The organism is Bacteroides coprosuis, from assembly GCF_020741705.1.
Taxonomy (GTDB): Bacteria; Bacteroidota; Bacteroidia; order Bacteroidales; family Bacteroidaceae; genus Bacteroides_E; species Bacteroides_E coprosuis.
The window spans coordinates 18,424-32,712 of sequence record NZ_DYYK01000143.1 but is presented as its reverse complement, the minus strand read 5'-3'; the positions used below and the strand labels follow the sequence as shown (position 1 = coordinate 32,712).

The 14,289-nt window shown below is 34.7% G+C and carries 7 protein-coding genes; 6 read left to right on the top strand and 1 reads right to left on the bottom strand.

Annotated elements, in window-relative coordinates; genetic code table 11:
* The 6 genes from K8V80_RS08710 to folB form a co-directional block, all read left to right on the top strand.
* A partial coding sequence (locus tag K8V80_RS08710) for a TonB-dependent receptor plug domain-containing protein (protein WP_276777086.1) occupies positions 1 to 1,311 on the top strand: 1,311 nt, incomplete at its 5' end.
* 652 nt (positions 1,312 to 1,963) lie between these two features.
* Positions 1,964 to 2,857, top strand: coding sequence for an MlaD family protein (locus tag K8V80_RS08705; RefSeq protein WP_006745767.1), 894 nt, complete (start codon positions 1,964 to 1,966; stop codon positions 2,855 to 2,857).
* 324 nt (positions 2,858 to 3,181) lie between these two features.
* Positions 3,182 to 4,594 carry a chromosomal replication initiator protein DnaA gene (dnaA, locus tag K8V80_RS08700; protein ID WP_006743379.1) on the top strand — a complete coding sequence of 471 codons (1,413 nt, stop codon included), beginning with the start codon at positions 3,182 to 3,184 and terminating at the stop codon, positions 4,592 to 4,594.
* Between the two features lie 342 nt (positions 4,595 to 4,936).
* Positions 4,937 to 7,504, top strand: coding sequence for an adenosylcobalamin-dependent ribonucleoside-diphosphate reductase (locus tag K8V80_RS08695; protein WP_006743380.1), 2,568 nt, complete (start codon positions 4,937 to 4,939; stop codon positions 7,502 to 7,504).
* Between the two features lie 156 nt (positions 7,505 to 7,660).
* A complete protein-coding gene (locus K8V80_RS08690) occupies positions 7,661 to 10,408 on the top strand; it encodes a 4-alpha-glucanotransferase (RefSeq protein ID WP_276777081.1) in 2,748 nt (915 codons plus the stop codon).
* Positions 10,374 to 10,742 (top strand): dihydroneopterin aldolase, encoded by a 369-nt coding sequence (gene folB / locus K8V80_RS08685; RefSeq protein WP_276777078.1) that lies wholly within the window; start codon positions 10,374 to 10,376, stop codon positions 10,740 to 10,742. Before K8V80_RS08690 ends, folB begins: the two co-directional genes overlap by 35 nt.
* A 169-nt stretch (positions 10,743 to 10,911) precedes the next feature.
* Here the strand turns inward: folB and K8V80_RS08680 are convergent, their stop codons facing one another.
* Complete coding sequence (locus K8V80_RS08680) at positions 10,912 to 14,289, bottom strand: DEAD/DEAH box helicase (RefSeq protein WP_276777077.1); 3,378 nt, start codon at positions 14,287 to 14,289, stop codon at positions 10,912 to 10,914.

The window sequence follows — 14,289 nt, the reverse complement described above, 5'->3', positions numbered from 1 at the left end:
AAAGCCTATTATCATGGGGTTTATACATCGGATGATATTGATGTAAATTGGCAGTTTGGATTCAGTGATCAACAGTATGGTGCAAATACTTTCTACTCTGCCAAGTACAACAATCAATATGAAAAGACTCGCCGATATATTACCTCTGTTCAAGCTCAGACAAAAGGATGGTTTGTCCTAACTCCTACCCTTTACTGGAATCGCTCTCATGACAACTTTCAACTCATTAAGGATAGCCCTAAAGGAGAAAATTTTCATATGACAGATGTCTATGGAGCAAACTTAAATGCTCACTTTACAACTGTACTAGGGAAAACAGCCTTTGGAGCAGAAGTTCGTAACGAAGGAATTTTAAGTACAAACTTAGGAAAGCTTCTCGAGGAAGACCAAAAGGTGAAAGTCCCAGGAGAAAAAGATAAATATTTTGATAAAAAAGATAATAGAACGAATGTCAGCTATTACCTTGAGCACAATATTCTGCTTCAAAATTTTACCGCTTCTTTTGGTGTTATGGCTAATATGAATACGGCTTTAGACCATAAGTATAGATTTTATCCGGGTATAGACTTATCATACAGACCTTCTATTCATTGGAAAGCATTTGTATCTTGGAACAAGGCTCTACGCATGCCTACGTTTACTGATTTGTATTATAAAAGTCCGACACAAGAAGGAAACATAGGACTTAAGCCTGAAGAGACTCAAGCTTATACTTTAGGTTTGCAATACCAAAACAATGTAATAAAGACAGAACTGAGTGGCTTCTACCATAAAGGCAAACAAATGATAGACTGGGTAATGTATGATGCAGAAGATGTTTATCACTCAGCCAATTTCAAATTGGACAATCGAGGATTTGAAACAAATACAGTCATCAATACTGAGGCATGGCTAGGTAAATCATCTTGGATTAAACAAATACAAGTAGGCTATAGTTATATTTCACAAAAGCGTAAAGACAACACGCCTATTTACAAATCAAACTATGCACTCAATTATCTAAAACATAAGTTTGTAGCAAATCTCAGACATAAGTTATTTACAGAAAAACTAACTCTAAACTGGGCTTTCAGATGGCAAGACAGAATGGGTGACTACATCGATTTTGGCAATACAAATCATCCCGAAGGAATATTAACATCTTATCCTTCATTTGCTCTTCTCGATTTAAAAGTTCAATGGACTGAAAGCAAATACACTATTTTCGCAGAGGCTAACAACCTATTGGATAGAACCTATTTTGATTTAGGAAATATCCCCCAACCAGGTTTTTGGTTTAAAACAGGAATAAAATGTAAGTTCTATTTATAATTGAGGTATAAAATTTAAATTAAAAGGGAGTTATCTATTGCCATATAGACAACTCCCTTTTTATCATTATACCTGCTGGAAAGCGAGCCATAGAATACTTTACAACTTCTTTAAAAGTGCTAATTTCACTGACGGACAACAAGTATACTAAAAAGTAATAATCTTCAGTACATCAGGGACATCATCTCATAATGTCGGTGTCAAGAGAATGACATGTCGGTGTTAAGACATCGCGATATCAGGGTCAGAATATATTTGATTATTAAAATTCAAAAGAGATTAATGGCAATAGACTCTATATAATTCTGATTAAAAAAACAAAAGAATAGAGAAACTAGATGTATCTATCAGGATAGACAAAATGGAATAAAAAATACACTTTAGATATCAACAAGAATACGACTTTTGTACAAATAGAAAACCTAAAAGATTTAGATCTTAAATAAGAGCAAGTACGAGATCAAATATTAAACACGTTATATCCTAAAAATAAAAGACTTAACATCTTAATATATCTTATTAAGAATGCAAAACTTTTTGTTTTTAGTGTAGTTTCCTCTTTTTGTGCTAAATTTGTAACCTCAATAAGCTTGCTATCTAGATAAAAACATGCTTATTAGAAGAATTACAGTTATACACTAAAATAATATTAATGAAGTTCTTTACGAAAGAGGTCAAAATAGGATTAGCTGGCATCATTGCTCTATTCTTTCTTATATATGGTATTAATTACCTAAAAGGTGTAGAGATGTTTAAGCCATCTAGTTATATGTATGTATCATTCAAAAATGTAAACGGACTAGCAAAATCGAGTCCTGTATTTGCAGACGGCTATAAAGTAGGATTGGTTCGAGATATTATTTACGATTACAACAAATCCGAAAATGTATTGGTGGAAGTTGAATTAGATACAGACTTAAGAATACCAAAAGGTAGTTCAGGAGAGCTTGTCCCCGAGTTAATGGGAGGTGTAAGAATGAATCTTCTATTAGCCAACAACCCAAGAGAACGTCATGAGGTAGGTGATACTATCCCTGGACAACTCCAAGGAGGCATGATGGCAGAAGTAGCTAATATGGTTCCTGACATAGCAAAAATGCTTCCTAAACTAGATTCCATCTTAACATCAGTAAATCATTTACTTGCTCACCCTGCATTGGAAGAGACAATGGAATCTGTCCAAAAAAGTAGTAAAAACCTAGAAGTAGCAACTTCTGAGTTTAGTAACTTAATGAAAAAAGATATTCCTCAAATTACTCAAAACATGAATCTCATTGGTGAAAACTTTGCAAAAGTAAGTCAAAACCTATCAGAGATTGAGTTAAATGAGACTTATACTAAGATAGATAGTGCTATTAGCAATATTAATCAACTAACGGAGAGGCTGAATCAGAAAGATAACAGTCTTGGATTATTTTTAAATGATTCAACTCTATATCAAAGATTAACTGAAACGGGAGAAAATGCAGCTAAACTTCTTGATGATATCCAGAAGAATCCAAAGCGCTATGTTCACTTCTCTATATTTGGAAAAAAGAAAAAATAGCTTATTATTAATAGGTACTTTGAAAAACACATATTTCAAACTGGCTCGTTAAATCTGTTAAAAAACTCGTCAGTTTAGATTATTTAACCACCTCCAAAACAAGGAACATAGATCAGTATAATATATTATATATCAACCAATTATGTTATAACAAAAAATCGGACTGTGTTTTTAAAGAATAACTTATTTAAAAAAATGAGATTTAAAAATATGCTTGTATTTTTAATTAAATATGCAAACAAATTCTCATTTGTTTATATCGAATAAGATTATCAATTTTGTGTATATTGAAGTTGTTTTAAATATTTAATGTGTAAAGCCCTTATGAATAAACCTGTTCATGTTGCGCTTTGGAATGATTGTCTAAATATAATAAGAGACAATGTTGCGGAGTCGACATACAATACTTGGTTTGCCCCTATTATCCCTCTAAAATTTGAGGATAAAACATTAGTGATACAAGTCCCAAGCCAGTTCTTCTATGAGTTTTTGGAAGAAAAGTTTGTGGATTTGCTTCGTCATACTTTATATCAAGTTATAGGTGAAGGAGCGAAACTAATGTACAATGTTATGGTGGACCGAAGCGCTAGTGCTACGGTAAACCTTGAAGCATCTAATCGGTCAACGGCTGTACGCAAAAATAACATTTCACCTGCTGCTCCAAGAACTCGTATTCCTCAGGCTCCACAAGCTCCAGCTATACAAGAGCTAGATCCAAGATTAAATCCAGACTACACTTTTGAAACCTTTATAGAAGGGAATAGTAATAAACTATCAAGAAGTGTAGCTGAAGCAGTTGCAGAAAATCCTGCTAAAACAGTTTTCAACCCCCTATTCATTCATGGTAATTCTGGTGTTGGGAAAACACACCTTGCCAATGCAATCGGACTTAGAATTAAAGAAAGATACCCTGAAAAAAGAGTACTATACGTATCAGCTCATCTTTTCCAGATTCAATATACCGACTCAGTAAGAAATAATACAACCAATGATTTTATTAATTTTTACCAAACCATTGATGTCTTAATCATTGATGATATACAAGAATTTGCAGGTGTAGTTAAAACACAAAACACATTCTTTCATATTTTCAATCACCTTCATCAAAATGGTAAACAACTGATTCTGACTTCAGACTTACCTCCTGTACTCCTTCAAGGTATGGAAGATCGCCTTCTCACTCGTTTCAAATGGGGTATGGTTGCAGAACTAGAAAGACCTTCAGTAGAACTTCGAAAAGATATTCTGCGGAATAAGATTCATCGAGATGGATTAGACTTTCCAACAGAAGTAATTACTTATATTGCCGAAAATGTGGATGATAGTGTACGTGATCTTGAAGGTATCGTAATCTCTATCATGGCTCACTCTACTATTTATAATAAAGAAATCGACTTAGATTTGGCCCAACGCATCGTTAAGAAAGTAGTGAGAAGTGAAAAGAAAGTCATTACTATAGACAATATACTAACAGCAGTAACTGATTACTTCAAAATTGAACCCAAACAAATACACTCTCGCTCAAGAAAACGTGAGGTAGTTCAAGCTAGACATTTTGCTATGTTTTTAGCTAAGAAATATACTGAATATTCAACACCAAAAATTGGTAAGTTCATCGGCAATAGAAATCACTCCACTGTTCTTCATGCGTGCAAGACAGTTAAACACCAATGTGAAGTAGATAAAAGTTACCGTGCAGACATGGAAGCTGTACAAGAATTATTACACAAGAAATAAAATTTTAACACTTATCAAAAGGCTAAAAGCCCCCTATATACGCTCTATTTATGCATTCATAAATAGCAAATTTATTCGCCTATAAATTTTATTAAATTTTTGTTTCAGACAACTTTAGAATATTTAGTTAAACCTACTCTACTTATACACAAGTATTTAGGTTTTTGTTTTAGATAATTCAAAAAATATATGTACTATTTTAGTTGTCTAAAAGAAAAATCATTTCTAGCTTTGCAAAGCTAGAAATATATAAAATATTCAGAGACGTTTATCTCAATATCTCATATATCAAAACAGCTTCAATTTAATAATTTTAACCTATAATAACATTTACTTGTGGCAATGAAAACTTATTCTTATGAAGAAGCCTTTGAAGAGTCGTTAAAGTACTTTAGCGGAGACGAATTGGCAGCACGCGTTTGGGTAAACAAGTATGCAATGAAAGATTCGTATGGTAGCATATACGAGAAATCACCAGCGGATATGCACTGGCGAATTGCAAATGAACTTGCGCGCGTAGAAAAGAAATACCCAAATCCCTTAACATCAGAAGAGCTTTTCAAACTCCTAGATAAATTCAAATACATAGTACCCCAAGGAAGTCCAATGACAGGCATCGGCAACAATTACCAAGTAGCATCTTTATCCAACTGCTTTGTAATTGGTGTAGAAGGCCCAGGCGACTCATACGGTGGTATTATTAAAATGGATGAGGAGCAAGTTCAACTGATGAAAAGACGTGGTGGAGTAGGTCACGACCTCTCTCATATCCGTCCAAAAGGATCACCAGTAAAAAACTCGGCTCTTACATCTACAGGTATTGTTCCTTTCATGGAAAGATACTCCAATTCTACCCGTGAAGTAGCACAAGATGGTCGTCGTGGAGCATTAATGCTTTCTGTATCAATAAAGCATCCAGATTCTGAAGCTTTTATTGACGCAAAAATGACTGAAGGCAAAATCACAGGAGCTAATGTTTCTGTAAAAATAGATGATGAATTTATGACTGCAGCTATTAATGACAAAGGCTACATTCAACAATATCCTATCTATTCAGAAACTCCAACAACAGTAAAAGAAATTAAGGCTAAATCATTATGGGAAAAGATTGTACATAATGCTTGGAAATCGGCTGAACCAGGAGTTTTATTTTGGGACACCATTATCAAGGAATCTGTGCCTGATTGTTATGCTGATCTTGGATATAGAACTGTTTCTACTAATCCTTGTGGAGAAATCCCATTATGCCCATACGACTCATGTCGTCTTCTAGCTATCAACTTATATTCATACGTTGAAAATCCTTTTACAGACAAAGCGAAATTCAATTTTGACCTATTCAAAAAGCATGTAGCTTTAGCTCAACGTATCATGGATGACATCATTGATCTTGAATTAGAAAAGATTGAAACTATTCTATCAAAAATCAAGAGTGATCCTGAAAATGAAGAAGTAAAGCGCACAGAATACAATTTATGGCAGAAAATCTATAAGAAAACAGGTCAAGGTCGTCGTACAGGTGTAGGTATCACTGCAGAAGGAGACATGTTGGCTGCATTAAATCTTCGTTATGGTACGGAAGAAGCTACAGATTTCTCTGAAGAAGTACACAAAACTATCGCTTTAGCTGCATACAATGCATCGGTTGATATGGCTAAGGAAAGAGGAGCCTTTGAAGTATATGATACGGATAGAGAAGCAAATAATCCATTTATCAACAGATTGAAAGATGCTGATTCTGCTCTATACGAAAAGATGAAAAAATATGGTCGTCGTAATATTGCTTGTTTAACTATTGCTCCAACTGGAACTACAAGCTTGATGACTCAAACCACTTCGGGCATCGAACCAGTATTCTTACCCGTTTACAAACGTAGAAGAAAAGTAAATCCTAACGACACCAATGTACGTGTTGATTTTGTTGACGAAACAGGAGATGCTTTCGAAGAATACATTGTTTTCCACCATAAATTTGTAACATGGATGGAAGCAAAAGGTTACAATCCAGCCAAACGCTATACACAAGAAGAAATAGATAAGCTTGTAGAAGAATCTCCATACAATAAAGCTACATCTAATGATGTAGACTGGTTGATGAAGGTAAAAATGCAGGGACGCATCCAGAAATGGGTAGATCACTCAATAAGTGTTACTATCAACCTACCCAATGATGTCAACGAAGAACTTGTAAACAAGTTATACGTTGAAGCATGGAAAGCTGGATGTAAAGGATGTACGGTATATCGTGATGGCTCAAGATCTGGTGTACTTATAGCAACAGAACCCAAAAAAGATAAGGAAAAAGAGAGTAAAGAAGCTCTTGCAGAAGGTCTACTTATTCCTTCTATGCCTACAAACCCAGAAGTTCTCAAACGTCCTAGTGAACTTGAAGCCGATGTAGTTCGCTTCCAAAACAACAAAGAAAAATGGGTAGCTTTTGTTGGTCTATATGATGGAAGACCTTATGAAATCTTCACAGGTTTACAAGATGATGAAGAGGGTATATCTCTTCCCAAAAGTGTGGTTTCTGGCAAAATCATCAAAAATGTTGATGAAGCAGGAAACAAACGATATGACTTCCAATTCCAAAACAAGAGAGGTTATAAAACTACTATTGAAGGGTTATCTGAGAAGTTTAACAAAGAGTATTGGAACTATGCCAAATTAATCTCTGGCGTTCTAAGATGGGGTATGCCTATTGATCAAGTAGTAAAATTAGTGAGTTCTTTGCAGCTGGATAGTGAAAGCATTAACAACTGGAAAAATGGAGTTGAAAGAGCCTTAAAGCGATATGTGCAAAATGGCACTAAAGCTACAGGGACCAAATGCCCAAATTGCGGTAATGAAACTCTTATTTATCAGGAAGGATGCCTGATATGCACCACTTGTGGTTCATCACGCTGTGGATAAAACCTAATAAGTAAACAATATTTAAGCAAAAGGAGAGAACTATTTCAGTAGTTTTCTCCTTTTATATTTAAAGCAAATAGTGTTTTATATGTCAATATTCTTTATACTTGTATTAGGCATATAAATAAGCTTGTACTTAACTTTAACTTCAAGAACATGAGATTTCACTTTAGTGTAGAATATAGAACGAATTGGGGTGAGGAAGTGAAGCTCGTTGGTTCTACTCCCGAAATGGGAAATAACCAAATACAAAAAGCTATTCCTCTCAAAACAAATGATGGAACAGTGTGGCAAGCAGAGGTAGACATAAATATACCGCCACATACCATAATAAACTACTCCTATATCATTAGTAAAAAAAACGAACTGGTGAGAGAGGAATGGAATGGTATAACCCGCTCTATTGTAATACCCAGCAATGCCAATCAGACCTATTTCATAGAAGATTCTTGGCACAACATACAAAAGAACCGTTTCAATTATAGTACTGCATTTACAGATATCTGGTTTGCTCGGGATAACAAGAAGCAGGAAAAACTGATTGAGGCTGATAAGTCTATTATTCTAAAGGCTTACTCCCCTACCTTACGCCCTAATGAAGTGCTAGCCATCTGTGGAAACCAAGAGATTTTAGGCAACTGGAATCCCTCCCAAGCCCTAATAATGTCCGATATAACTTTTCCTGAATGGCAACAAGCAATAGACTTATCCAAGCTTACTCAAGCTTTGGAATATAAATTTGTAATCCTTGAGAAAGAAACAAAACAACTAATTGCATGGGAGAATGCTCCTAACCGAACACTGAACACTTCTTCGCAACCTCAATATACTCATAAAGTAATTTCAGATCGCTTCACCTATTTCGATAGAAGCAGATGGAAAGGTACGGGCACTGCAATCCCCGTCTTCGCACTACGCACTAAAAGAAGTTGGGGTATAGGTGAGTTTCTTGACTTAAAACAGATGGTAGACTGGGCTAAACAAACGAATCAAGATTTAATCCAAATTCTACCAATCAATGATACTACTTATACATTTTCGTGGTTAGACTCTTATCCTTATAGGTGCATTTCAGTTTTTGCACTCAATCCTATTTACCTTAATTTGGACGAATTAGGTATCGCGGACACAGAATATAGCGAAGTCTATTTACAAGATAGAAAAAGGATTAACCAACAGAAACTGTTAGATTTTCCTTATGTACAAATAAAAAAGCACACATACATCCATGCTATATTTAAGCTCAAAGGACAACAAACTTTTGAGAGTGAAGCTTACCAAAGCTTTTACAACGAAAACAAAGAATGGCTAGTAAGTTATGCTTCTTATCTATATCTACGAAAGAAGTATGCTACTTCAAAAACCCATAAATGGGAAGAATATAAAGCATATAAGCCAGAACTCGTTGAGGCTCTTAACCAACCCGATAGTCCAGCTTATCCTTTTCTTCAGTTTATCTATTTTACGCAGTATCATTTATATGCCCAACTTAAAGAGGTTCATGACTATGCGAGATCAAAGGGAATAGTGATTAAAGGCGACCTGCCAATTGGTATCGGACTAAATAGCGTTGATGCTTGGGTACATCCTAATCTATTTCACTTAGAGAGCCAAGCGGGTGCACCACCTGATGATTTTGCTGTTCAAGGACAAAACTGGGGATTTCCTACTTACAATTGGGAAGCAATGGCTAAGGATGATTATAGCTGGTGGAAAAGAAGATTAGAATATATGTCCAACTTCTTCGACGCCTATCGTATTGATCATATTTTAGGTTTCTTTAGGATATGGAGCATTCCACGCAGTGAACTGCTAGGTACCTTAGGGCAATTCTATCCTGCACTACCTTTAAGTATCCAAGAAATAGAAAAGGCTGGACTTAAATTCAACAAAGATTTATTCACGAAGCCTTATATTCATAAAAGTTTACTTCATAAATTATTCTTGACGAATAGACGCAAAATAATTAATCAGTTTTTTGAATCAACAAGTCATGGATTATTTAATTTCAAAACTGAATACAACTCTCAGTTAAAGGTACATAACTTCTTTAAATCCAATGACTCAAAAGATTTTAATAAGAAAATAGAGTCTATATTACTGAATCTTCTTACAAACGTTTTATTCTTAGAAGACAAAACTCAAAAAGGATATTATCATCCAAGAATACAAGCTCAAAAAGTAGCTGCATACCAATTATTCAAATCCGAAGAGAAAAAGGAATTTGATGCTCTCTACGAAGAGTTCTTTTATCATAGGCATGATTTATTTTGGCAAAAAGAAGCTTATAAGAAACTTCCCGAACTAATAAAAGCAACCAATATGCTTGTATGTGGAGAAGATCTAGGGATGATTCCCAATTCTGTTCCTTGGGTAATGAAAGACTTATCTATATTAAGTTTAGAGATACAACGAATGCCCAAAAAATATGGACTAAAAATAGGCTACCCTAGTGAATATCCTTACAAATCAGTATCTTCTTTTTCAACTCATGATATGAGTACAATTAGAGGATGGTGGGAAGAGAGCAAAGAAAATAGAGAAGTATTCACCCATGGAATTTTAAAAAAAGATGGGGTTATACTTAAGGATATAAATCCTCATATAGCTGAAGAAATCTTAAGTAGAGAACTAAACAGTAACTCAATGTTGGCTATTGAGTGCATTCAAGACTGGCTAGCTCTTTCACCTGAATGGTATGATATATTAACCCCAGAAGAAGAACAAATTAATATCCCTGCTAATTCAAAACATGAATGGAAGTATAGAATGCCTTGCTATATAGAGGAATTAATAGAAAATGAAGAGCTTAATAATAAAATTAAGACACTAATCTCAAATAGTAAACGTAACACAGAAAATCAAAACGATGAAAGTACAAATGAGTCAAATCCTATTGAATAACCTTCAGTTTTATGCCTATCATGGTGTGGGAGAACAAGAAACTATAGTAGGAAATACCTATGCTATAGACCTAAAAATGGATGTAGATTTCTCTAAAGCAGCTCTTAGTGATGATGTACAAGAAACCGTAAGTTATGCGGATGTCTATGAATCCATAAAAACAGAAATGGCTATTCCGTCAAAACTCATAGAACATGTCATTTATAGAATAGGAACAAGACTATTAAAGGACTTTGAACTCATTCAAAAGATTGATATTACTCTCTCTAAAACAAACCCTCCTATGGGTGCAGATATTGATACTGCTGCTGTTCGTATCATCTGCTCTAGATAAGAACTCAGAACGAATAAAATAAAAAGGGATTTATACGGCTGTATAAATCCCTTTTTCCTAACCTTAAAATATTCTCTTTATGAAAAAACGTGCTGCAAAGATAGAATAACATTACAGCAATGCTAGTTAATAAACATCATTATGTAGGAATAATAATTAATTTTAAATACTATTTTGACTTAGTAATATAGTCTAACAGAGCCTTATATATCGGGTTTAATTTCAAAATGCTCGAAACTCCAGTAAGAAACAACTGTTTTCTAGCCCTAGTCAAAGCCACATTCAACTTCCGATCTATCTGAGCATCGCCCTCAACTAATATATTAGATAAGAAATCCAATTGATATGGTGCATTAACGCAAAAAGAATATATTATAATATCCCGTTCACTACCCTGAAACCGTTCTACAGTATCAACTAAAACAGCAGACAAATCTTCTTGTCCATACTGTTCTAAATTACTCTTGATAAGAGCTATCTGAGAGCGATAAGGCGTAATAATTCCCAAGGTTTTATTTGCATCAAAACTATCGTGAAGTTGTTCATAAACTTGATGTGCAATATGAGCAACAATAGCAGCTTCAGAGTGATTTATCTTATATGATTCTGGACAATCTTCATAATCAGCCTCAATAAAAGTGACTCTACCCTCTAAATCTTGCACCTCTTCTTTTGGACGTATAGAAAGTCGAACAATAGGTCTAACTATCTCTTTTTGATGAGGGAGATTCAAGCAAGTTAAACGATCTTGATAAAAGTAATGATTTGTAAATTCAGCTATTTCTGGATGCATTCTGCCTTGACTAGTCAACCAATCTATACTCTTTGGAGCATTCAATCGATAAAGACGTTCAAAAAGAGCATCACGCATATTAAATATTTGTAGTTTGTTTAGCGATGGATCTTTAATAGCAGACGTTTCTTCTTTCTGCTGAACAACAGCAGGCAGTTGCTTGTGATCTCCTATCAATACAAACTTACCTATTCCATTTTCTCCTTTAGGTGTTTTAGCAGATAATAGTCCTAATAATTGGGGTTCTAGTATCTGAGAAGCCTCATCTACAATTGCTACATCAAATCTTTTTAATTTGAATATTTCGGGCTTCCCACTCAAACTAGCTACTGTAGAGACAAAAACTCTACATCCATAGATTTTATTTCGTACAGCTGTGCGATTATTACAATCTTCTAATACAGTTTCGAGCAAATGTCCTCTATAAGATCCTTCACAAGATAATTCACTGCCAATACGAATATAATGAATGGAAGGCTCAATACGAGAGAGTGCCTTACATATTTCATTTACAGCTTGATTTGTATAGGCCAATAATAATATCGTTTGTTCTTTTTCATAGAAAGCCTCTACCATACTACGCAAAGCAAATGAGGTTTTACCAGTACCTGGAGGACCTACCAGCAAGAAATAATCTTGTGCTGCCAATGCCTTTTTGACAATTCGATCTAGATCATTTTTAGCTTTCTCTACTTCTGTATCATAATTAGGGAGGAAGTGGGGTGTTCTTTGACCTAAAAGAAGTTCTCTTCTCTCTTTATTAGCCGAAAGAAAAGCATCCAACCCTAAATACATATTTCTGAAAGTCGTATCCATGCTATCGGGTTCGATCGCATAATACGATTGTTGAGGTAGCACATTTAAGTTTTGTTGAGCTGCTCTTAAGCGAATACAAATTGTAGTTTCAGATAAGTATTCCAAATTTCCTTTAAACACAAGTTTGTTGGTAACATCATCTGTTCCCCTATTACGCTCATACAAAACCACAGCATCACCTTCTCTAAAGTTAGGTAAAGCATAACTTCCACTCTCATTGAGTTCTTCTCTGCTTAGTAAAATATGAGGCTTATGTAAATCGGCTGCTCTGTTCTCTTTTATTTTTAAATTAAAGACAATGGATCCTTCTTCACACTTTTCTTGAAAAGAAGCATTCCACAAACTTGCAGCTCCTCTTTTTCCCTCATAGGCCATATCGCCCGATTTTGAGGTATAGAGCTCTTTGGTTATGAAGTTATAAGTAGCATAAAAATACGCTCTTTCTTCTTTTGTTAAATTCAACAAATTAAGACGAAGAGCATCTATATTGGGTGCTAAGTATTTCTCCCAAAACTTGCCAGTCAAACCTTTTAAATTTAAGTTGTCTGGACAGATCTGCTGCAATACTTTTTCGGTATATTCTAGTGAATTTTCCGATTGAACTTTATATTCTGTTGCTACTATTTGATTACGCACATGAATTGCTTGGCGGATTAATCTCCAAGAAGTTCGTGCAGGGTATAGCAACGGATAACGTGTATATAAAAGGTAGGCGCGGACATCTCTTTTATCCTGATTCATATTGTAATAAAGAACAGCTTGATAAAGTAACATCTGCACTCTATTATTAATATGTGGAACAATTTTACCAGGTAACGAATATTCATCAGCCTTCCCAGACTTCATCTCTATAAAAGAAGACATATCTCTCTGCATATAATCTAAACGCCCCTGTACTCCTAGAGACTCACAAATATAAGAGGGCTCTAACACAGCATCTTCTTTATTCAGTTTATATCCTTCCATTTCGAAGGTTTTATTCACTACTTCACCAATATTCTGAAAATGCATCTGACAGTCTTGAAAAAACTGTATCTCTGTTTTACGGTCGTCCAAATCAGGGCAAGAAGCTAACTCTATAGCATATTTCTTAAAGACTTTCTTCATGCTCTCCTTATAATTGAGCTCATCACCTAAGTAAATCCATTCATCAAGAAAATGGTTGGCAATGCTACCCAGCAGCAAAGGACGAGGATTATCAATAGATTGAAGGCGAGAAAGAATATAATTTAAAGGATGACTGCCATAGGGACGGAAGCATTCTGCCAAAGCACTAATATCAATTAAATAATCGGGCTCAAGCACAAACATCCTGGGCGTTAAAATTCCATCTTTATCTATATTTATATCAAGAAGATTGAGCTGAGCATGAGGCCAAAGAATATTGTGAATATCTTCAAACTCATCATTCACTTCAGCCACGTTATATCGTACTTTTAGTAATTCTGGAGTAACACAGTCTACCGCAAGAACATACAAATAATCTTCATCAGCATATTGATAACAAACTCTCATTTGCCTCATTGACTCCTCACCCAAATTGGTTACATGATAAGTAGCATCTTGTTTAGGAAGTGCTTGATAAAGCTCATTGGGAATATCTATTCCATAAAGTTTACGAATAAAAAAAGAGATTGTTTTTAAATCTCTTAAGAATAGATTGGACTGAGGTTCATCTTCATCATTCAACAGAGCATTAGAAGTTAATCGAAAACTATGCAGCCTCTGTTGTTCTGAATACGACAAATTAAACTTGTCTGAAATATAACTTATTCGAGCAGAAAGATCGGTGGCTTGAAGATCAACCGAACTCATTTCTGCTTTACATATTCTTTCTAATAAGCTTCTTAACTGTTTATATTTAAATACTAGTGAAGATTCTTTATTTGTTATAATATTCCAAAGAGTATCATAATAACACTTTGCATCATTTTCCAT